This window comes from Lysinibacillus sp. FSL K6-0102, assembly GCF_038003545.1.
Lineage (GTDB): Bacteria > Bacillota > Bacilli > Bacillales_A > Planococcaceae > Lysinibacillus > Lysinibacillus capsici.
In genome coordinates, this window is the sequence record NZ_JBBOPH010000001.1 from 2323749 (window position 1) to 2346480 (window position 22732).

Below are 22732 nucleotides of genomic sequence, written 5' to 3' on the forward strand. Positions count from 1 at the left end.
GAGGGGATGTTTAACAATGAAGCTATTAGACTCTCTTACGAAGATGAAGCAGCCAGATAAAATGAAGCAAGAGGAGAAACAAGAGAAAGTGTATAATCCCACTTTTTTAGCTGCTATACAACCGCAAGGCGGTATTCAATTTAAAGATAAATACATTCAAAAAGGAGACGGTTATGAGGCCTGTATTCACATATGGGACTATCCAACGAATGTATCAAAACTATGGTTAGAAAAAATATTCTCCATGCGTGATGTCATTGTAACGATGGATAATGCCACAATGCCTAAAGATGAAACCGTTAGTGCGATTAATAAAAGTATGTTAGAGCAGACCGTACGTTATTCAAGTGGTAAACATCAATCTGAAAAAATGGATGCTCAAAATAGTTATCAAGAGTTAGAAAGACTTTATCAGGAAATTTCACAAATGGGTGAGGTCGTAAAGCTTGTCGACATTCGTTTATTTGTACATGCAAAAACGATTCATGAGCTGGAACAAAAAGTACAAGCAGTTGAAACGGATTTAATTAGTTATGGATATAAGGGAACGATATTTCTTAATGAAAGTAGTTGGGAATGGCAGTCCCTTTTTGTTCCTTATCAAGAGCAACAAACATTTCCAAATAAAAGAGAAAGTAAAGGCATACCAGCGCTTTCATTAGCTGCAGGTTTGCCTTTTCATTTTTCAGAGCTTAACGATCCCACAGGCAGTTATTTAGGCACGACATTTAGTGGTGGTAATGTTATTTTTGATCTGTTTCATCGAGACAAACAGCGTACATTTTTTAATGCCGTTGTTGCTGGAACGATGGGGAAAGGAAAATCGACACTGCTGAAAAAGCTGACAACAGATAATGCTTGTCGTAGTAATGTGATACGGGGTTTTGATGTAACAGGCGAATTTGCCACGTTAGTAGAAGAATCTTTGAATGGCCAATTAATTAGTTTAGATGGCAGTCAAGGTATCATAAATCCTTTGCAAATTTATCGTATTTCAGACGGCACAGATCAAAAAAGTGAAGAACTTAGCTTTATGCAGCACCTTTCTAAAGTTACAACCTTCTATCAATTTTTAACGAATAATCCTTCAACGGAAGACTTAGAAGAATTTAAAAAAGTATTACGTTTGTTTTATGTATCTTTAGGTTTTCAAGAACGGATTCAAAGTACGGGTGTAACCCAGTTAGCGAATGAAGAATATCCGACATTCAGTGAATTTTTACAGTATGTGCGGAATGAATTATATGAGGATTTACCGCAACGTATTATTCGTAAAGAGTTGTCTATGACTAGAGCCAATCGTCTAGAAAAAATTGAATTAGTAATTGATAATTTAGTACACAGTTATGGTCATTTATTCGATGGACACACATCCATTCCAGCTTTTACAGATGAACAAGTGATTTTCTTTTCTGTCCGTAATCTAACAAGGTTAGAGAAAAATATATTTAATGCCCAAATGTATAGTGCATTAACGTTGATATGGGATAATCTTATTCAAATTGGTACACCTCAAATGCGAGCAATTTATGAAGATAGTAATTTCAATGAAGAGGATGTTATTCGGTTTTTCCTGGTTATCGATGAATCTCATCGTTTTATCAATGCCAATAATCTTTTAGCTGTGGACTATTTAATCGATTATGAACGAGAAGCCCGTAAGTATTTTGGTGGAATTGTATTAGCTAGTCAATCCATTCGAGATTATGTACCTGACCATGCAGATTCGGAAGTTGTGACAAAGATTCGTACTTTATTTGAATTAACACAGTACAAATTTATCATGGGACAAGACGCCAATACATTAGATGCTATGCGAACGATTTTTGAGGGACAAATCAGCGAAAGCGAATTGGCTCAAATACCGCAGTTCCAACAAGGAGATTGTCTATTGTCTATTAATGGAGTAGGGAATTTAATGTTCAGCGTAGAAGCATCAGAAGAAGAGTTGGCAATGTTTAGAGGGGGAATGTAACGTGGAACGTTCTACAATGTCAAAATTAATCTTGGTACTATTCATTGGTTTGGTCATGTTAGGTTTCATGATAAAAATGTTCTTCTATGATGGTAAAAATAAAGATGATACAGGCTTTGAGGGAGAAAATGAATACAGCTACACAGAACCAGTAGAGGAAGAAAGAACAGACTCAGAGACGGAAACCGATAAAGATCAACAAATACCTGTAGGGAATACTGAAATTGATTATGACGCTGAGTATGGGGCTAAATTCGGTGAAGATAAGGTACAGGCAGCAGAGAAATTAGCGGAAAAAGTTATGCAAGCTTGGTTAGAAAATAATACAGATATGGAGATGTGGAAGGAAATTTCTACAGCTCCTTTTTTAATTGTTGTGCAAAATGAAGTAATGGCTCCAAAGGATCAACTAACAAGGAAAGTCCAGTCACTTGATGTTTCTCCTACAAAGGCTTCAGGAGATCAAGATATACAATTCATGGTCTATGCCACATGGGATGTGCTGTCTGCAGGTAAAAAAGTTAGAGAACAATCCAACATGTATAAAATATCTTTGACACTTTCTGAGTCGGGAGAATGGTTTGTAAAAGAGTTGAGTCGTGTATGAAGCAACTCATTAATTTTATTGGACAGCAGATTAGTAAAAAGATTTTGGTATGGATTGCAGGGTCGTTAGGGTTTTCGTTCTTTGCGATTGTAGCTGTCATTTTGTTGGCCATCATCATGATAATAGGTGCAGTAGGAGGCTCAACAAACAATCATTCTATTGGAGGAAATGGTTTATCAGCTTGTTCAGTGACAGGAGAAATCGATGAAGTAAGCTGGAATGCAGCCTTTTCAAATGCAGGGGCTTTCACTGGAAAAGGAGATTTATTTATTGAACTTGCACGATTAAATGGCATTGATCCTGTATTGGCTGCAGCGATTGCTTTTCATGAAACAGGGCGAGGTACATCCAATGCGGTTGTAAATAAAAACAATCCAGGAGGCATCATGGACCCAGCTACAGGTTGGTCCAAGTTGATGCATTTTTCCTCATTAGAGGAAGGGTTGTCATACACAATGGCGAATTTAAAGCGTCGAATTATTGATGACGGACTCTCAACAATTGAGTCATTAGGGAGCGTTTATGCACCCATCGGGGCAGCAAATGATCCGAACGGATTAAATGCACATTGGGTACCAACGGTCACGAAATTTGCTAGTGAGTTGGGTGGATTAACGATGAATTGTTCGCCTATGGGTTCTCAAATTGTTGGAAATGAAGCTTTTAAAACGATTTTAAACGAGATGTTAAAGTACGAAGGCTGGTCCTATGTTTGGGGTGGCTACAATCCAAATATGGGCTTTGATTGTTCAGGATTAATGCAATGGTCTTACGCAAAAGCAGGCATCCAACTTCCACGTACAGCCTATACACAATACAAATTTGCTCAACCAATAACACGGGATCAATTGCAACCAGGCGATTTAATTTTCTTTAAAAGTGCTAATTACGCACCAGTTACACATGTTGGTATGTATGTAGGAAACGGAAAAATGTTTAACTCGCAAAACGATGGCGTGCGTTATGATGACGCGTTAACAGGTTATTGGGGATCTGTCATTGTGGGTTATGGAAGAGTGGCCGATTTCTCTGAATAAAGGAGGGCGTTAACTTGTGAAATTAAAAATAAATAAAGGCTTAGAAAATAAATTTTATGTAAGTCTGATGTCGTTTCTCATCATTAGTTTTTTGATTATCTTCACATCCAAGTTGTGGATGTATGATGATAATCCAATTAAACAAACACCTTTTAATAAAGACATAGTAGGTTTAGAACAAACGACATTAATCTTAAAAAAATGGCACTATAATCCCGAAAAAGGGTTCATGGAAGTATTGCTGGAAACACGACACACAGGTTCAGATAACGTAAAACCTACATTTGCATTTGCGGCCAAAGCGTCGAAATCATTGGAGTCATACCCTGTGAAAATTATCTATCAAAAAGATAATCAGTACGTTCTTCATATTTCAAAAGTGCCTGAAGAGTATTCTGTTATTGGTTTATTTGTTAAGGAAATTCGTGATCAAAAAATACTTGAAAGTGAGGCAAGGGACAAACTGTTGGCTGAAAAAGGCGCTGTCGATCCATCAGCTGTTTTAGATTTACCACAGCCAAAAGAAAAAATTATTGTTGGCGATTATCGAAAAATAAGTGAGGATAAAACCTTGAAAGAAAAGACACAGTTCGCCTATCAAGAAGAATTTATTGCGCTTGAAATTGACCAAATTGATAAGAAGATTCGTACGTTGGAAGGAGAACAGATTCCCTTACAAGATGACATTATTGCTTCAATACAAAACGAAATGAAGCATCTAGAAAGTGAGCTTGCCTATAAGACGGAAGACGAAAAACAAGAAGTACGTCTACAACTTGTAAAGAAAAAAACAGCCATTGAAAACGTCAATGAGAAGAAAAAAGACTATCAAAATCGACTAATAGAATTACAAAATAAACGAAAGAAGTTGCAAGAAAAAATTGACATGATTGGGTCCGATGAAATGAAAAAGAATGTAGTTGAAGTCGAATAATACTAGTAGTAAATGGATTGATTTTAGAAAAAAAGCTAGGAAGAAAACAGGAAGAACGTAAGAAATATCAGGAAGAAAACAGGAAGAATTGCTCTTTTTTATGGGGACACCGAAATACTAGGCTCTGCCTAGTCTATCACCCCAAGTGATAGCAGATTTCCCTTATGCTCTTTCACTCAATAGCCTGCGTTCGCAGGCTATTTTCAGTTTCGCCTCTTTTAGAGACGAAACGCTCAACGCCCTAGCGACTTTGAAGTAAAGGAGAGATTGTACAATGGCCGAAATAAAGGCACGGGTTGATCCAGCATTAAAGAAAAAAATAACAAGCATGGCCAAAAAAAAGAAGATGACACAAAATGATTTTATTAATCTTCACTTGAAACGAATAACGACTCCAAATTTATTTCAAGAAGAAAAAAATCGCTTCGAAGAAATGCTGGGGATGCATATAGAAGTGTTTGGGACTTTTGCAAAATCGAATGAAGAGTTGCTGAAGAAACTGATTTCAATTGAGGGCATTTTAAACCAAGAAGTGCAAAAAGTTTTTGGGCAAGAGGTGAACGAATAATGGGTGCTATATTAATTCGAGATGTCGATGAATTAGCAATAGATAAAATTGATAAAGCTGCTAAAAAAGCAAAAGTGTCACGCCAGGTTTATTTAAAATCTTTGCTTGAACGGATAGCTTATTATGATGTGTTCATTGAGGAACGAGATCGCTTTGAAAAAGTTGTAACAGCTTCTCAAACACAGATGGAGCAATATTTATTACAACAAAGTGAACTATATAAACATGTGCTGCAAATTGAATCGATGTTGTACCTACTATTAGATAGTGATGCAGAAGAAATAAATCAACAACTGACAGAATTAGTAGGAAAGGAAGTGAAGTAAAGTGACAGTTACGAAAAAGAAAAAAAACTTCTGGTTAACGGATTCTACAATACTAAAGCTCGAACAGTTAGCAAATGAAAAAAATTTAACTCTTGGTGGTGTTATAGAGTACCTAATTGAGACTCTTTATGCTCATGAAACTTCTCAAAATCAAGCCCTTTTAGCAGAAGTAGAAGTAATGATGCACAAACATTTACACAGTATATTGGAGCCAATTACAGAAGACTTAAAACGAGTACGTATAACAGGGAATGTTATTGATCGTAATACTCAGATGATGCTTGAATTTTGGAATCACTATTTCATTATGACAGATGCAAAACAGTTAGGTTCTACTGATCGATTAAAAACAGTGCCTTTTAATCAAGCTGAGGAATTAATAAAAAATCGTATTGCACATAATCGTCAAAAGAAAATAGATCAGGAAACAAAAAGAGCGTTGCCAGATAATCAAAGTTCTTAATGGATAGAGGGAGATAAATATGAATAATTCTCCTGGCGTTGTTTTAAAAAGTAGATTTGTTATGCCATCAAGCGATGAATATCAGGATTTTATTAATTATATTGATCGTGATGCTGCGAAAGTGAACGAGAAAATTATTACTGATGAAAATGATTCCTTTTCTGTTTTTTATCAGTATATGGACTATATGGGAGATGAAAACAAGCAAGGTGCATTGTTTTCATCTACAGAAGATATTATCAATATTGATCAAAAAAATTCATTAAAAGATTTGTTCAAGCAGGCTCAAGAAAATGGTTCTCCACTTTGGCAAGATGTGATTAGTTTCGATAACACTTGGCTACAAAAGTATGGATTAATGGATGAAGGTGGACAGGTCAATGAAGTGAAAATGAAAAATATTGTGCGCGCTGCAGTAAACGAAATGTTAAAAGCAGAGAATATGATCGATAGTGCGGTATGGTCTGCAGCTATTCACTACAACACAGATAACCTTCATGTTCATATAGCGACAGTTGAGCCGATACCTACACGGGTTAAAAAATGGACAAAGAATTTTGAAACAGGTAAATGGGAAGAACAAGTTCGGGCCAAACGTAAACAAGGTTCTCTGGACAAAATGAAGTCGAAAGTGGCCAACCTTATAATGGACCGCACAAAGGAACGCAATCTTATTACCGATTTGATTCGGGGTAGTGTGAATTTAAAAAAAGAAAAAGGAATCGACTTATCTACACACCGCCATACAAAAAAAATATTTCGAAAAGCACTTCAACGATTACCTCAAGATCGATCTCAATGGAGGTACGGCTATCAATCTATTAATGAAGCAAGACCATACATTGATCAGATCGTTGATATTTATTTAGATCGTTATTATAAAAATGAAATGAAAGATCTTCATCGGATACTGGATGAAGAAGTCGAAGTCATGAGGGAAAAGTACGGTGAGGGCAGCATGTATCAAAACTATAAGCAGACCAAACTAGATGATTTGAAAAAACGTATGGGTAATGCGGTTTTAACTGAAATGCGAGCCTATCAAAAAGAAAGTGATCAACGATTGTATGAACTATCTAAATCTCAAAGGAAGTATCAAGCTCCTATGTATCGTCAAAATTTACAGGTTTCTAAAGGGTTAAATCAGGCACTAAATAATTTGAATTATCGGTTACGAAAAACGTACCACGACTTTAAAAAAGAACGAAACATGGAAGAATTTGACCGCATGTTAGATGGCTATGATCGTTAAAGGAGGTTGCTAAATGATCTATCAAGTTAAGTGTGAACTATGCAATAAGGTTCTTGATGTATTAAAAGAACCCTATCAAGGGGCAAAGTGTATGTCGTGCATTGAAAAAAACTTGGATAAAAAGGATGGGGAAAAATGGACAACACTGTATATGCATTTATCAAAGAGTTAAAAGAACAACATGTCACGCTTCGAATAAATAAGATAGACGAAACGGTGAAGCTAAATGATAATTATAATAAATGAACGCCAAATTATTATTGTAAATAATGGAGGGAATGAAGATTTTTTCGAGGATTTACGACACCTTTCAGACCTTATGAATATCGAAAAATTTTAGGTAGACCAATAAAACGGAAAACTGAATTTTCAGATACAATATCCCTAATTCAAATTAAGAAAAATAAGTTAATTCGTAGCATTTGTGTAGAAAATTGAAATGATTATTCAGTGTTGTTTATAACGGAGAAAGAATAACATTTGAATACATTGAAGTAAAAGACACATAGGTCACTAAGAAACCAAGTCCAATTTAAAGCACCTTCAAAGTTGAAATAAATAAGACTTTTAAGGTGCTTTTTTGATACAAGAATGTATTCTTAAAAATAAAGTAAATATTAAATGAAGCCCTTGCTTTTTTTACGCATGGGCTTCCACTAAGCTTTGGTCATGGCAACTTCTACTATTTTACGATCACAATACATATGGGAATGTAGGCATTCTTCCCAATTCACAGGGAAGCCCATTCTTTCAATGCGAACTATATCAGTATGTTGACCAATTTCTGCAGACAACATTGAATTCATCCCGTACTTGCAATGCATTTACATGGATTGCAAGTACATTTTTGATTGTGAGCATAATAGCAAAAAGGTGAATGCCCTAATTAAATAGAAATCCCCCAATGTTATCCTTTACTTTTTTTCTGTAGGAAATTTGGGGATGATATAATAATTAATTTATAATTAATAATTATATTTATTTGAATTAATGTGCATAGTTTTTTCAATACCAACAGTCTTAACGTTAAGCTTTATAGCATGGTAAATTCTTAAAAAACTGGGGATTTCCATTGTCCCTTTGTTTCCATTGATGATTGCTCTTTTACAAATGCTAAGTAATAAAGTTGAATTAGCGTTAAATGGGAATGAATTCAAGTTGTTGTGTCCATGATTAAATAATAATTTTTTTCTTTTTTTTATAGCATTCAATATAGTACATACTAGCCATCTATCTAGTTCTTTAAGTTGGTTTTCATCATCAATCAATGGATAAAAACTCATTAACCCTTTAAAGTTTAATCTTTTATAATTTCCACTTAAATAATTTCTTAAGAGAGAATCATTTAAATTCCCATATAAATATCTACGGATTTGTAAAATAGCAACAAGTAAATCCCTATCTTGATTATTAGAGGGAATTGTTATATTTGATAGTCGAGCCTGTTTTAAAGGTTTAATTAGATTTTTATAAAGAATATAGCTAATATGCTGTTTAATTTTAACTACAGATTCTTCTTTTATAGATACATAATTATTCGAGAGTCGATATCCTAAGAATTCTAAATACTCTTTTGCTTTTAATTCTGTAGGAAATCCTTCTTTTGTTAGTAAACTAATACCGTCAGATTTAAGTAAATTTATTTCTACACCAGTTTCTTTAGAAAATGTATCGATAATATCAAATGTTTTGTTTATTTTCTCATAACTATTTGTCCAAATAATTGTATCATCTGCGTATCTAGCAAATCTTAACCCTTCTCTTTCTAAATTTTTATCAAGTTTCCAGCAAACCATATTTGCTAAGAAAAGGGAAATAGAAGTGCCTTGAGGTATACCTTTTTCTCCTTCCATAAAAGATAAAAACTTTTTTATTATTTCTTCCTCAAAATCACTAACTAAAAAGCCATTTTGATTAAATTGATTATTTATATATGAATGATTTATAGACCCAAAAAAGTCCTTGAAATCAAATTCAGCAATAAAAGTTCTTGGGCTCATTTTTATATCTATTGCTATATCCTTTACAGCAAAATGTACATTTCTATCATTTCTATAAGCATAAGAAAAAGAACTAAATCTGTGTCTATTCTTAGCTAGAAGTTTACTGTAAATTAAATTTGAAATTGCTTCATCAGGGATTTGAAATTTATAAATTCTTCTTTTTTTATTACTACCTTTTTTGTTTATTTCATCAATAAACGGTTCATAAGGGGTATAGTTGTTGGATATTATCTTATTGAAAATAGAATTAGATATTTGTTTAATTTGTTTTAAAACATAATATGGATTATGTTTTTTATCAATACTCCATTCTTTCGGGAACTTAACTTCTTTTTTTGAATTAGAACCGCCTCGTTTAAGATTTCGTTGGAACTCAGCTTCTAAGTTGTTATGATATTTTTCAAATTCATTAATTTTTCTAAGGGAAAGTTCTCGAATCATTTCTTCGATTTCATCTTTTAACATTTAAAACACTCCTTATATAAAAAATGCCCCCTTATTAAATAATAAGGAGGATTTTTTCGTGGCTCTTGCAAGTAAAAATAAGCTCAACTCTCAAAAGTCCTTTTATGAGAAAGTCCTTTCTCCAACGCTATATTTAAATAAACATAGCATACGCAATTCCCACAATAGTCACCTAATGACGTTAATACTATGTTACCATTATATTGATTGAAAGGGAAATATAAGTTGTATTGTATTATAAAAAAATATTTAAATGTTACGGGATTAACTTTAATTTTTAACTCTTACAACACATAATTTTAGTTCTTCGTAGGTAACCGCGTAGGAGCACTTTTTTAAAAATGAACAGAAAAAGTGCTTATAAATGTTGATATAACAACGTTTTTGGAGATGTTGGTCAAAACCCCGCCGTCTCCAAAATTAGGAATCGGCAATTTTGTGTTTATACCGTTTTGTACAGTGGCATTCACTTTGGAAGTCAATATTTTGATATTACTCATATAAAAATAGTATATATATAAAATGGTCTTTATTGTATAATTTTGTTATATTTTAGCGGAGGGGTGATGATTGTGCCTAATATTTATAGAATTATGCACTATGAAAATTTACATCAGTTGATTAAAAATAAAGGACAATATTCAAGAAATAATATGAGAGAAGAAAATATTCGTTATAGAGACATCTCAAATAATAATATTCAATCCACACGAGAAGACATAATTGTACCGCAACCTCCATATCAAACTTTACATGATTATGTTCCTTTTTATTTTACAAATCGTTCTCCAATGTTGTATGCCTGTGCAACAGGGTTTGCTTCAAGCTATGATGAGGGGCAAGAACCTATTATTTATTTAGTATCAAATACTGATTTAATAATTAAAAATGATGTGGATTTTGTATTTACCGATGGACAGGCTAATTCTAATGGTACTTATTTTTACAAAGATATAGCTGATTTAGACAATATTGATTGGGATTTAATTGAATCATGGTCTTGGAGAAATACCGATGAAGATAATGATAGGAAAAGAAGGAAACAAGCTGAATTTCTTGTACATGAATTTTTCTCTAATGAATTAATTGTAGAAATAGTAGTTAATAATAATAATATAGCTGAAATCATAGAAGATATTTTAAGGGATGCGAATATCCAAATACCTGTTTACGTTAGAGAAAATTGGTATTATCAATTAGTTTGAATTAATATGACCGCATGAAGTAACTTAAAAAATTAGAATTATAAAGAGGTTGGGACATACAATAAACTGTACCCTATAAGATAGACACTTGAAAAAGGTCATCTTATAGGGCATTTTTGTTTATAATTGAAAAAACAAGATTCGGAGCCACTACTATGACTAAGAACTTTTTAACACCCCACCAACAAAATGAATTTGAAATAAAACTCGCACCAGAACTGAAGTTTGAACTGATTGGTCAAACGATTGAAACGTATGGATTGAAGCGAATGGTACGCTATCTTTGTGAAGTGTTGGAGGTATCACGCTCAGGCTATTATAACTATTTTAAGGAAGAATCTCTTCAAAAAAGAGCGATGAAACACCAAGCAGATGAAGTCGTAAAGGAAGTGATTTTAAAAGCGTATCGATTCCGACGACGTCACAAAGGAGCCCGTCAAATCAAAATGACGCTTTACCATCAATATGGTATTACCTATAATCTGAAGCGAATTCGCCGCATTATGAAGAAGTTTGGGGTTATCTGTCCAATTCGTAAAGCGAATCCTTACCGTCGTCTAGCCAAAGTCACACAAGAACATCGTACGTGTCCACATCTGCTCGAACGCCAATTTAAACAAGGCGTGGCTGGTAAAGTCCTCTTAACAGATATTACGTATTTGACATATAAAAATGGTAAACGTGCTTATTTATCAACGATTAAAGACGCTGAGACGAATGAGATTTTGGCGTATGAAGTAGCAGATAGCATCACAATGGAAATTGTGCTCGACACTTTGAAAAAACTGAAAAAGTTAAAGCACCTAGCTCAGGACGCCTTCATCCATTCAGACCAAGGTTTTCATTATACCAATCCAGCGTTCCAAAAACTCGTGAAACAAATGGGCTTAGGTCAATCGATGTCACGCAGAGGAAACTGTTGGGACAACGCACCTCAAGAATCATTCTTTGGACATTTTAAAGATGAGACGAATATAAAAGATTGTGAGACATTAGAAGATGTAAAACAAGAAGTGAAAAGCTATATGATCTATTATAACCATTATCGAGGTCAGTGGGATTTAAAAAAGCTGCCGCCTGTAAAATACAGACAGCAGCTTCAAGAAGTTGCCTAACCTTTTTCAAAATGTCCTTTACAAAGGGTACAGTTTACAAATGTCCCAACCTCTTTATAATTCTAATGATAAGTTTTCTGATTTGGAATATATTTTTTCAATCCTATTGATAGCTTTAATAATAATTTTTTCATCATATTTATGGTTATTTTGGTCAAACCAATTCTTAATTTGATTAATAAAGCTAGTAGGTGATTTTTCATTAAATTTAAACCAATGAGCCATAGATAATATTAATAGATCACTGTAATTGGTAAAATCATCTACAAGGTTTTTAACTCTTAAAAATTCATCGTCACTAAAGACATCTTTTTTTGAAGGAATTCTACTAGCAATTACTTTAATCTGTGTACCATTATTTTTATTAGTCGGAATAGTAGTTAGATAGTGAGTATTAAAAGCAATTAATAATTTGTTTATATCTTTATTAAAGGGACCATTACGTGTCATTTCAAATTTTGTGTTTGAACTAGAGTAATTCAACAAATAAGATAATAAATTAACTTCTATATGAGTAATTAGGTCATCAGAAGTGTTTGCATTATAATAATCCATAAGCAATAATAGTCTTTTTCTACCTATTGTTAGTCGCGGTTTAGGAACTATTTTTTTTGCTTTATTTGATGGTTCTATAACAATAATTTCAATATTTTCAAGATGACTTAATTTAGTAATTATTAACGGTTTAACAATTGTCCAATCAAGATTTCCATTCCCGCATCCTAGTGCAGGCATAGCAAGAGATTTTATATTATATTTTTCTATAATATCAATTAAGTTATCTAATCCTTTTTCGATATATTCAAGCTTAGAGGGGTTCCGCCAATGTTTTTTTGTAGGGAGATTAATAATATATTTTGTACCATTCTCACTATGCTTAATTGTATTTACGTAGCTATTACCGATATCTATTAATTTTTGGCTGCAAAGTTTTTTGTATTCAGAGTAATTTTCAGGATATCTCTTTTTAAAATCCAATGCAATTCCTTTGCCCATTACACCTACAATATTAACGGTATTAATTATCGCATCTACTTTATTTACATAATTAAATAAATCATCATTTTTAAAATTTAACATAGAAACACTCCTTTTCACATTATATGGTACCGTTGATATGTATTCAATTACATTTGGAGACAATAAAATATTTTGAGTTCAAAGACTGCTTAAGATTTATTAACTAGTCCTGAGGTTATGAAATATTTACCGGAAAATTGCACATGGTGAAGTAAATATAAATCAATTTAGTCATGTAACAAATATAGCAAAAATTTAAAATGAAGGCATCATGATTTCTAGAAATAAATTTGAGAAGATAAATGATCCTCTTATCAATGATAATACTAGTAGTGATGTTATAGTTTGATACATGTACTAACCTTAACCGGATATTGGAGTTTCTTTTCATAGTACCACAAAAATTATTCCTCCTAGACTCTGGACCTGCCATGGCCAAGGCGTATCAACCCACTTGAAAGGATAGTCCGAATAACTTGAATAACTTATTCCAAAATTCATTAATGGACAAAATTTTTGCTCAAAATTAACTTTAAGTTTCATACTTTTTTCAGTATTTTCATTAAATTGCATCATAATCATTGGGATGAGTATCCAAGTATAGATTTAATTCAACAATGACAAAATCGATGGCTTGTATTTCTTCCAGTAGGGTATAAAATTCGGGTGGCATCTTTTTACTCACTCTAATTCCCTCCTTACTGGAGGCGGGTAGGGGCTAAACGCTAAGTTCTATTCTTTATATTTCTCATCATAGTATTTTAGATTAGCGAATTTTTTAAAAATTGAGTTAATACTTATTACTAAATTTGAAATTTTGCTTACACGCCGCCAAGAATTATTAATATTATATTAGCCCCAACAAGCCCCAACATAGTCCCAAAACGAGCCCCAACTGTGTGCATTATTTTGCGTTACTATGCAATGTAAAGGAAAAATGAAAAACCCCAAAAGACTGTATATAACAGGCTTTAAGGGGCTTTGTAGGGTACATATTACAAAATATAAAAATTAGTCCGTGAAACATAAAGATGATAAGTAACCTAACATTAATAAAAGACCAATACCCATTGCGATGCTCATGCTTTGTACCTCCTTTAAAAAAACGACACATTATTCATAAATATTGTACAATGAATTATAGAAATATGAAACCTTTTAATGGCGAGAACGTATATAATAATAGGAGAATTACCAATTTGTACATAAAGAGTAGGTGACAATAAATGAAAACGTGGGTTAAGAAAAGTATAGTCATCATGGTTGCGTTTTTAACATTTGGTTTAATAACGCCTACACATGAGATTTGGGAAGCATTTGATCAAAATCCTTCGAACCGTGCATCTATCGGCCCTTCATCAGGGACAAGCACTGCTTTAGCGGCTGAGCATGATGACAGCAGTGACGAGCAGCTACAGATACAAGAGGAAGCGATTGATTATAATGCCTTACTGGTGGATGCAGCTAGAGAACAATCGTACATAAAATTTGGCACAAAAATTGGTCCAAAAATTAGCAATGAATTCGACAGCATCATCTTCCCAAAAATGGAGGAAGCTATTGCAATGACAGTGGCTAATCTTGATGATCAAACTGCTGCATCTTTAACCATCTCTGAAAGGCCAAGTGGTAATTACGGTGAGAAAATTTTCAATGTCATCAACAATGAAACAGGCACAGATTTAATTCGTTTCCATGTGCGCACAGAAAAAAGACCGCAGGAAGGCTACTACTACAACTTCCATTACCACAGTGTCGAGGACAACTTCATGGCACACAACAACCTTGGCGATATCTATTGGGAAAAAAACACACCACCTAAGTGGTTGTCATAATAAGTACGAAACACTCGTTTACATGACGAGTGTTTTTTTGTGAATATCTCAGCGTTTGTAAAATGTCATTGAGTTATAACTTTTAATTTTTCAGAGTGGGGGAGGTAGGGGAAAGCATGTACCCTAAAAAGTACCCCAAATTCTTAATTTTTTGATTTTCTTAGATTTATCAATTGAATTGTAGCGATAGCTGATATCAATAGCTACATTGAGCACTCTCGATTGAAGGTGCTTTCCAACAATATGAATAGGACTTGTGTTTATGATTGATTATCCTATATGTAAGTCCTTTTGTTATACTTTCATAGCCTCTCCCTTAACTACACATAGGGCTTTATAGCAGCACCATTTAGACAAACTATATAAGTGAAAAGGTGACTTTTATAGTCACCTTTTCACTTATAGATAGCAATTTATTTATTGAATATTTGCTCATAACGGTGGAAGAATGCCACTGCGTGCGCTCTTGTTAGTGAATCATTCGGTTTAAACTCTGCATCCGTTTTAGTAGTTGTTAAATCGAAGTCACGTAGAAACTGGATGGCCTCTTTCTGAGATACTGTTTTTCCATAATGCATAGATGCTAGGATACGAGCAAAATTACCACGTGTGATGTCTTTGACTGCATATACCTGTTTAGATGCTGATATACCACCAAGCGTTGGTAGAGCGTACTTACTTGCTAGTTGATAGTTTACATCTGCACTCCATGAAGAACTAGGTTTTGTTGAAGCTAATTCATCAGACTTAAAGTAACGGAAAAGTACAGATAACATCTGATTTTCTGTTAAATTCGTGTTTGGTTTCAGTAAGTTTTCGTATTTCTTTGTTGCAGGGTTGTATACGTTTGGATAACCGCTGATAAGTCCTTTGTTTACTGCCCATTGAAAATCCTCTGCCCAGTACTGGTCTGCCTTGTAATCAGCGAACTTTGATACATCTATACTACCTACTGGAGTTGTAGGAGTTGTAGGTGTTGAAGCTGAGTAGTTTAAATAACTTGATGCTACATACCCCTCTGTCCCGTCATTTCTTTTCACAGGATACCAAACAAAATGGTTTTTCTTCGTTGATACTGCTTCATATTCAAAAGGGCCCGTAATTGTAACAATTTCGCCTTTACGTAAAGTACCCATAGAAGGACTATCCGTAGTAGGTTTTGTCCTAACTGTTACATTAGTTGTTGCATTAACTTTTTGATTTGTTTTAAAAAAGTATTTTGATTTTGTTAATGGTAAATCAAAATCATAGTTCATCGCTGAAAATTTAATATTTTCCCTGCTGTTAGAGTCATATTGAAAATGTTCACGTGTAAAAGGCAGCTCTGTTAAGTCTATTAATTCTAATCTCTCAATAATTCGGAGAATTTTTTCTTGATAGGCATTTGCATTTCTTTCCCCAGTTGCTTGGACAAATGGACTATTTACCGGCTTAGTACCGTTATAAGCCATGATAGCGAAGTACCAATGTTCCAATATATCTCTTTTCCCACCGTTGATGCTAGGCAAATCCTTCCGCTTAAACATATCATCTAGAGTCTCCACACCAGCTCGAATATTATAGACAATATCGCTTTTTAGTCTATCTTGATTGTAGTCAGCTTGATTGGTAATTTGCATAATGCCAATTCCATTATCAGCTGTCACAATCGCTTTACCATTCATATCGAAATGACGCCAATTTCCACTTTCACCTTCCGCTATTGCCTTCACAATTTCAGGAGGAACATTATAACTCAGTGCTGTTTCGGTTAACAAACAGTTCATTGTGGAATAATCAGGGTTGACCTTCGATGCCGAATCATACTTACATGTATTTGCAATATCATTAGCTAATACATTTTTATCTATATTTATAGTTAGAGAGAGGGCACCAATGACAATACCACTAATCAATGGTTTCAATATTTTTTTCATATCTGTTTATTACACTTCCTTTCATATTTTCCAAAGTTAAAAGATTCAGATATATGTTATCATAAACCCAATATTTGGGATAGGGGTAATATTCAATGTTTCTTTCATTTAACAGGGTAGAGTGATAAAAGCCTAACATATATTGTTTCGGTGAAAGGGTTGTAAATAGTGATACTATTTTAGTGAACAAATTCTGTTTCATTTGGAGTAAGTGTATCAGTAAGTCAGCCGAATCTGCTTCTACGGGTTATTATATTCATACAGATTATAGTAGGTGGAGTCGTATATATGGTGACAAATTATAAAGAAGTAAAATACAACGTTGCTGGAAAATTTTTTCAACAACTTATAAAAACTATCCATAGGCTGATAGAACTTATGAAAAAATATTATATGAATACTAAAAAATAAAAAGATGCAAAAGAAGATTTGGTTAATACCCTCATCTTCTTTGGTGGAGGAACAAATATGATAAAAAGATCAATTTTGTTATTTTTAGTTACTTTCCTTCTGTTAACTGGGTGCAATGAACGAAATCAAGACAATATTTCTTTCCCTGTATTTAATTGGAATGGTCATAATTATATTGTTACTAATGAACCGATCCCAAATGATAAAATAGAAGAAAAAGTCGGAGAAATAAAAGAACAAACAACAGATTTACCTACAAAACAAGAAGAGGGTTACAGGCTGAATACCGGAACGAATATATATAAAATAAGGGCTGTGGAAATTACGAATGATATTGATAGCAATATGGCGATAGAGATAGAAGGTGAATATAGAGTAGCGAGAATAATTGTTGACATAAAATAATAGTATTTAGCTTATGCCATTTGATGCTCATTTTTGGAGAAAAAGTTACACACCTATAATATTTTGATAAATTAAAGGATTCACATACACAAAAAAACTCAAACCATTTTTGACTGAGTTTCAGTACAAAGGGTATTGGTTAAGCGAAATATGCTGATTGATGAAACAGCTAAATGACTGGGATGTACTTAGTATTTATTAAAAGGAAAAATGTCATGGGCAAACTCCTTTCTTATGTACAAACGAATATGACCTAAAAAACATAAAATATTCTAATCGAAATAATAGAAGGGAGGATACATTTGTCTAATAATCATGGATTCAATAAGCTTTGCAATGATTGCGAGGGGTGTGAAGACTGTAAAAGTTTCTCCAAGTTTAGGGTTTCTAGTTGTCCCAATGTGCCAACTCAAGAAGAAGCAGTACAATTTATCCCAGCTTATGGTTCAATATATAACGTAGCTGGAGGAAATCCTACTATTGATCCAAATGTTAATTTCGACACAGTCGGACCTTCCAGTGGAACAACACCAAGTACAATTGATGATTCTATTACTGTTAATAGTCAAGGGGTATATACTGTTACGTTTACAATTGAATTAAGAGCAAGTTCAGGAGGAATATCGAATAATATTATTTTTCGCCTCTCTATAAATGGGACTCCTCTTGCAACAAAACAGATTGAATATCAAACCTTTGTAACTGCTGCTAATATTGAAGTAGATTTAGTATCAAGAACAGACCAATTAGCGTTAAACCAGGGTGATGTTATACGAGTTGCCATAGTAAGTTCAACGGGACTCATAACTTATGATAATGCTGCATTGGTAGTAACAAAAGTTGCATAGGTTAAACAAATACAATGAACTATGCGATATAGTGAATTACGTTAATAAACAGTGTAAATTGATATTATTAAGTTTTATCAAAAGTATACGGAAATACGCTAATCAAATTTCCATTACAAAATAAACATGTTCACTGTACGTGTATGTTGGAAACAAGTGAAAGACCACTCAATATTTAACCCCAATCTTAATAAACTTGCAAGAATTTAAAAAGCCTTAAAAATCTACACAGCACCTAATTGGTTGTCATACTAATTACGAAACACTCGTTTACATGACGAGTGTTTTTTTTGTGCGAAAAAACAATACTGAGAGAGGTAAGTGAAAGTATGTACACTAATAATTTTCTAAGATTGCATGGTCATAGAAGACATTTAAGAGGAAATAATTATAGCCCCTGCCTTCTGCCAGTATTTCAAAAGGCAAGGAAAATGAAGAAATCAGTCGCTTGATGGAGGAATGTGGGATTGATTTTGTCTTTTCTTGCGCTTACCCGGGAAATTTTTTTATTTCCTAAACTTACATTTAAACATTTTGTTAAAGGGAGATAGGGGGAACTGCCAAATGAAAGTACGACTCAAATTGATATCCAACTACTATAAGAAAAATAGCTACCTGTTAAGGCAGCCATTTATTATTCCGCAACATTGCCCATAGCAATAGAAATTCGATTCCAACTGTTAATTTGATTAATCAAGATAACCAAATCGACATAAGCCTTTTCATCAAAATGCTTGCGAACACGCTCATATAATTCATCAGGAACGCGTTTATCTGGAATAAGCGTAATATGTTCCGTTAATTCTAATGCTACTTTTTCAGCATCTGAATAAAAAGTACATTCTCTCCAAGCGCTAATGCAGTATAAGCGCTGTTCAGTCTCTCCCATTTTCTTCGCATCAGCAGTGTGCATGTTGATGCAATAGGCACAGCCATTAATTTGAGAAGCTCTAATTTTAATAAGCTCACGAAGCTTTCTCTCAATACTACTTTTTTTAGTGTATTTTTCCATTTCCATCATTATCTTCATAGCATCTGGTGCAATTTCATAATAATTCATACGTTGTGTCATTGTGAATCCCTCCATTATTTATTAGCTAATTCAACTGATAATTGATCCGCTTGATAAAGTGCATTTTGCAAGACATCTTCTGTATTCAATAAGGCTGTTCCTTGGACACGAAGAATATTAAAATCTTCTATTCCAAGAAAGGCAAACATTGATTTAAGGTATTTGTAAGAATATTCCACTTCGGTATACCAATCGCCATTTGTATAAATTGAACCACTTGCCTGTATGATGATTATGCTCCTTCCATCATTTAATAAGCCCACAGAACCATTTTCCGTATATTTGAATGTTTCTCGCGCAATTAGAATGTTATCCATATAATCCTTTAGCTTTGAAGGAATATTAAAATTATGCAAAGGCATCACAATTAGATATTTATTTGCACTTTTAAATTGAACTAAAATTTCATTCATGTGTTCCAAAACTTCATTTTCTTCGTGTGTTAAAGGATCTCCATTTCGTGAATGTTCCCAGCCACTTAAAACAACTTTATCTATCATCGGAACAACGTCTTCATATAGATTAATTTGCTCAATTACTTCATCATCCTGTTTATTTTCCTTGTATGTCCCTAGAAAATAGTCCAATACTTGAAGGCTCAAAGATGTCTTTGATTCCACTTCAGGGTGTGCATTTATCACAAGTAGTTTACTCATAAAAATCCTCCAGTTAAATAAAGATGTTAATAATCGTCGATTAATTTAATCGTTGATTAACTTTGTCTACAATATACGCTTTTCATTCTCGTTTGTCAAACTGATTCATTTATGTATTGCTAAAATGTGTTACTATCATGGTAAGCAAAATGTTTTAAGAGGGTGAAATAATGAAATATAGTGTGATGGTTGAATATGCCCTACACAGTCTTGTTTATTTAATTGATGTACCAAAAAATGAAAGTATAGGAATAAAGGATTTATCAGAATTTCAAGGATTATCGGAGACCTATCTTTCAAAAGTTTTAGGGAAATTGTCCAAGGAAGGCATTGTTAGCTCGGTATCTGGTGTAAAAGGGGGTTATCGACTCAATAGAAAACCTGAAGATATTACATTTTGGGATGTTGTGCGAGCTGTTGAAGGTGAAGATCCGATATTTCAGTGTAAGAATATTAAAGCGAATTTTGCTTATCAAAATAAAAAACAAAAGTGTGAATCTTGTTCAAGTCAATCGAACTGTACTATCAATAGTGTCATGCTGGAAGCGGAAGAACACATGCGAAATTATTTAAGAAGCAAAACGATAGCGTGGTTAGAAGAAGAATTACTGCGGACTCTACCTAAGAAGCAAATAGAAGAAGCAAAAAATTTTTTTAAAAAAACAAATTGATAACTTCAATCGAATCATTTTAGATGTATGTAAATTCGGTTTACCTGAATTAAATCTAAAGCGAGAATTTTATCTAAATTTGCTAAAAGTGCATGTTATACCGTTTTTTGAGAAACAAAAAAACCGGCAAAGATGCCGGCTGCGGATGTTGAATGAAAGCTATTTTGAATTATTTTCGTTAGCAAATTTACCAGAAGCAAATTTTTTGTTTGCTTCAGCTTGTTGAATTTGTTGTCTGATTTGGTTAACATCAGTTTCATTCCCAAATTCAACGTTCGTTGACTTCATTGCGTTTATAGAACCAGAAGCCTGTTGCTTTTTAGCTTCAGCTTGTTGAATTTGTTGTCTGATTTGGTTAACATCAGTTTCATTCCCAAATTCAACGTTCGTTGACTTCATTGCGTTCATAGAACCAGAAGCCTGTTGTTTTTTAGCTTCAGCTTGTTGAATTTGTTGTCTGATTTGATTAACATCAGTCTCGTTCCCGAATTCAACATTCATTGAATTCATTGCGTTTGGAGCTGCATTAGGAATTTTTGAGTTGAAATTTTGGTTGTTGTTATTATTCGCCATTAAATATCACCTCCTGAAAAGTAGTGTGTGCAGAAGGTTTTTTACTATCCATACATTTTAGAAAAACCTAACCGATTTGGACTGGCACTACAGAGTGAGGACCTCTAGTATCAAATTTGCATAGTTTAAGAAATCTAGTTTTCCTAGTATAATTGTAGTAAGTTCGTTATTGTGTTTAGAGATTGGAGAAATGTATGAAAGATCGTAAACAAATCGTTATCGAATCAACATTACAATTATTTACTGAAAAAGGGTATCAGCATACATCGGTTCAGGATATTTTAGATAAGGCAAATATTTCGAAAGGTACATTTTATAATTATTTTTCATCTAAAAACGAATGCCTGAAAGCCGTATTAGAGCAAAATCGTCAAGAGCGAAATGTTTTAAAAGAGGAAATTTTAGTTGGTAAGAAAAAAGATGATGTAGACGTTTTAATTGAACAATTAATCGCCACATTAAAAATTAAAGAAAAATATAATTTAATGCCATTATTTCGAGAAATCTCCTTTTTGCATGATGAAGAGCTGCAAGAAATTCTTGCGGAACATCGCTTTCATGAAATCACCTGGTTAAAAAACAGATTCTATGATATTTATGGAGAAGAAGGAAAGCACTATTATTATGAGTGTGCGGTCGTCTTTTTTGGCACATTCCAATATTTATCTTTTTATTGGAATTTGGCTACTAATATGACGATAGATCTAAAAAAAGTGGTTACTCGGTCATTGAAATATGTAGAAAGTTTTCTGCCAGAAATGATTAAGAGTGGAGAAATTCTATTAGAGCCACAGGAAATGTTTTTATTAGAAAAGGATCTAGCCTATAAGTCCATTACTAGTAAAGAAATACAAGAGAAATTAGAGAAATTTTGTAAAAAAATCTCGACAATCGAACTTCCACAAAAATCACTCGAACTCTCTAGCTTACTTTTGGATGAAATGAAGAGAGAAACACCCCGCATGAGTGTTTTAGAGATCATGCTACAGCCATTTCGTGCTTCTTTCGCTGAAACGATTTATAAATATGAAGCTGAAGAAATAGCCAACCTTTTCTGGCTCTTTATGAAGATGAAAAACAGCAAGTCATAAATGAATGATTGAATAACTAGACCAGCTTTTTAGCATAAAGTTGGTTTTTTCTTTTGTATTCGCTGGCTATTAATACTAGTGAGGGCATTAAGTTTTTTCATTCTTTTGTCAGTGAATATTCGATACTTGGTGGAATCGTGTCATTTTTCATAAAGCGGAAATAATAAAAGTATACATTTCCCACCAATTATACTTTGTTCTATAATTCCTACCCAATTCATGTTGAAACCGTATTAAGACACAACAAGTAAGCTCACCATAGACGACAATACATTCTCGGTTTA

At 33.4% G+C, this 22732-nt stretch carries 21 protein-coding genes and 2 pseudogenes; 15 read left to right on the forward strand and 8 right to left on the reverse strand.

The window, feature by feature from the left end; genetic code table 11:
• Window positions 1-16 precede the first annotated feature (16 nt).
• The 8 genes from NYE73_RS11740 to mobP2 all read left to right on the forward strand — a co-directional run bounded on the left by NYE73_RS11740 (window position 17) and on the right by mobP2 (window position 7162).
• Window positions 17-1975, forward strand: coding sequence for a VirB4 family type IV secretion system protein (locus tag NYE73_RS11740; protein WP_259950623.1), 1959 nt, complete (start codon window positions 17-19; stop codon window positions 1973-1975).
• 1 nt (window position 1976) lies between these two features.
• Entirely contained in the window at window positions 1977-2582 is a 606-nt protein-coding gene (locus tag NYE73_RS11745; protein WP_066036882.1) for a hypothetical protein, read from the forward strand.
• A complete protein-coding gene (locus NYE73_RS11750; RefSeq protein WP_259950624.1) occupies window positions 2579-3619 on the forward strand; it encodes a C40 family peptidase in 1041 nt (346 codons plus the stop codon). The genes NYE73_RS11745 and NYE73_RS11750 overlap by 4 nt, the downstream gene beginning before the upstream one ends.
• A gap of 16 nt (window positions 3620-3635) precedes the next feature.
• Window positions 3636-4553 (forward strand): hypothetical protein, encoded by a 918-nt coding sequence (locus NYE73_RS11755; RefSeq protein WP_066036881.1) that lies wholly within the window; start codon window positions 3636-3638, stop codon window positions 4551-4553.
• 274 nt (window positions 4554-4827) lie between these two features.
• Complete coding sequence (locus NYE73_RS11760; protein ID WP_259950625.1) at window positions 4828-5121, forward strand: hypothetical protein; 294 nt, start codon at window positions 4828-4830, stop codon at window positions 5119-5121.
• Complete coding sequence (locus tag NYE73_RS11765) at window positions 5121-5447, forward strand: hypothetical protein (RefSeq protein WP_259950626.1); 327 nt, start codon at window positions 5121-5123, stop codon at window positions 5445-5447. The genes NYE73_RS11760 and NYE73_RS11765 overlap by 1 nt, the downstream gene beginning before the upstream one ends.
• Before the next feature lies 1 nt (window position 5448).
• Window positions 5449-5910 (forward strand): hypothetical protein, encoded by a 462-nt coding sequence (locus tag NYE73_RS11770; RefSeq protein ID WP_259950627.1) that lies wholly within the window; start codon window positions 5449-5451, stop codon window positions 5908-5910.
• Window positions 5911-5929: 19 nt separating this feature from the next.
• Complete coding sequence (gene mobP2, locus NYE73_RS11775; protein ID WP_259950629.1) at window positions 5930-7162, forward strand: MobP2 family relaxase; 1233 nt, start codon at window positions 5930-5932, stop codon at window positions 7160-7162.
• A gap of 656 nt (window positions 7163-7818) precedes the next feature.
• Here the strand turns inward: mobP2 and NYE73_RS11780 are convergent.
• Together NYE73_RS11780 and NYE73_RS11785 are read right to left on the reverse strand one after the other, a co-directional pair.
• Window positions 7819-7959: a hypothetical protein gene (locus NYE73_RS11780; RefSeq protein WP_216486319.1), complete on the reverse strand. Its 141-nt coding sequence runs from the start codon at window positions 7957-7959 to the stop codon at window positions 7819-7821.
• Window positions 7960-8127: 168 nt separating this feature from the next.
• Window positions 8128-9630: a reverse transcriptase domain-containing protein gene (locus tag NYE73_RS11785; protein WP_259950632.1), complete on the reverse strand. Its 1503-nt coding sequence runs from the start codon at window positions 9628-9630 to the stop codon at window positions 8128-8130.
• A 572-nt stretch (window positions 9631-10202) separates the two neighbouring features.
• Here NYE73_RS11785 and darT point away from each other — a divergent pair.
• Window positions 10203-10835, forward strand: coding sequence for a type II toxin-antitoxin system toxin DNA ADP-ribosyl transferase DarT (gene darT / locus NYE73_RS11790; RefSeq protein ID WP_259950634.1), 633 nt, complete (start codon window positions 10203-10205; stop codon window positions 10833-10835).
• 197 nt (window positions 10836-11032) lie between these two features.
• A pseudogene (locus NYE73_RS11795) lies at window positions 11033-11950 on the forward strand (IS3 family transposase); the annotation flags it as partial.
• Between the two features lie 54 nt (window positions 11951-12004).
• Here NYE73_RS11795 and darG read toward each other — a convergent pair.
• Both darG and NYE73_RS11805 read right to left on the reverse strand, forming a co-directional pair.
• Entirely contained in the window at window positions 12005-13030 is a 1026-nt protein-coding gene (darG, locus tag NYE73_RS11800) for a type II toxin-antitoxin system antitoxin DNA ADP-ribosyl glycohydrolase DarG (RefSeq protein WP_259950636.1), read from the reverse strand.
• Window positions 13031-13357: 327 nt separating this feature from the next.
• Window positions 13358-13655 (reverse strand): annotated as a pseudogene (locus tag NYE73_RS11805) (spore coat protein CotJB).
• Between the two features lie 541 nt (window positions 13656-14196).
• Between NYE73_RS11805 and NYE73_RS11810 the strand changes: the two are divergent.
• Window positions 14197-14805 (forward strand): YpjP family protein, encoded by a 609-nt coding sequence (locus NYE73_RS11810; RefSeq protein WP_036080766.1) that lies wholly within the window; start codon window positions 14197-14199, stop codon window positions 14803-14805.
• 413 nt (window positions 14806-15218) lie between these two features.
• Here the strand turns inward: NYE73_RS11810 and NYE73_RS11815 are convergent, their stop codons facing one another.
• Window positions 15219-16721: an SH3 domain-containing protein gene (locus tag NYE73_RS11815; RefSeq protein ID WP_259950640.1), complete on the reverse strand. Its 1503-nt coding sequence runs from the start codon at window positions 16719-16721 to the stop codon at window positions 15219-15221.
• A 468-nt stretch (window positions 16722-17189) separates the two neighbouring features.
• Here NYE73_RS11815 and NYE73_RS11820 point away from each other — a divergent pair, with 468 nt between their 5' ends.
• Together NYE73_RS11820 and NYE73_RS11825 are read left to right on the forward strand one after the other, a co-directional pair.
• Window positions 17190-17537 carry a hypothetical protein gene (locus tag NYE73_RS11820; protein ID WP_259950642.1) on the forward strand — a complete coding sequence of 116 codons (348 nt, stop codon included), beginning with the start codon at window positions 17190-17192 and terminating at the stop codon, window positions 17535-17537.
• Between the two features lie 302 nt (window positions 17538-17839).
• Window positions 17840-18385, forward strand: coding sequence for a hypothetical protein (locus NYE73_RS11825; RefSeq protein WP_103118026.1), 546 nt, complete (start codon window positions 17840-17842; stop codon window positions 18383-18385).
• Between the two features lie 634 nt (window positions 18386-19019).
• Here NYE73_RS11825 and NYE73_RS11830 read toward each other — a convergent pair.
• Complete coding sequence (locus tag NYE73_RS11830) at window positions 19020-19457, reverse strand: carboxymuconolactone decarboxylase family protein (protein ID WP_259950643.1); 438 nt, start codon at window positions 19455-19457, stop codon at window positions 19020-19022.
• A 14-nt stretch (window positions 19458-19471) separates the two neighbouring features.
• Window positions 19472-20113 (reverse strand): FMN-dependent NADH-azoreductase, encoded by a 642-nt coding sequence (locus NYE73_RS11835; RefSeq protein ID WP_259950644.1) that lies wholly within the window; start codon window positions 20111-20113, stop codon window positions 19472-19474.
• A gap of 170 nt (window positions 20114-20283) precedes the next feature.
• Here NYE73_RS11835 and NYE73_RS11840 point away from each other — a divergent pair, with 170 nt between their 5' ends.
• Window positions 20284-20784: an RrF2 family transcriptional regulator gene (locus NYE73_RS11840; RefSeq protein WP_259950645.1), complete on the forward strand. Its 501-nt coding sequence runs from the start codon at window positions 20284-20286 to the stop codon at window positions 20782-20784.
• A 159-nt stretch (window positions 20785-20943) separates the two neighbouring features.
• Here the strand turns inward: NYE73_RS11840 and NYE73_RS11845 are convergent, their stop codons facing one another.
• Window positions 20944-21357 carry a gamma-type small acid-soluble spore protein gene (locus NYE73_RS11845; RefSeq protein WP_259950646.1) on the reverse strand — a complete coding sequence of 138 codons (414 nt, stop codon included), beginning with the start codon at window positions 21355-21357 and terminating at the stop codon, window positions 20944-20946.
• 194 nt (window positions 21358-21551) lie between these two features.
• Here NYE73_RS11845 and NYE73_RS11850 point away from each other — a divergent pair, with 194 nt between their 5' ends.
• A complete protein-coding gene (locus NYE73_RS11850; protein ID WP_048394548.1) occupies window positions 21552-22448 on the forward strand; it encodes a TetR/AcrR family transcriptional regulator in 897 nt (298 codons plus the stop codon).
• The last annotated feature ends 284 nt before the right edge of the window (window positions 22449-22732 follow it).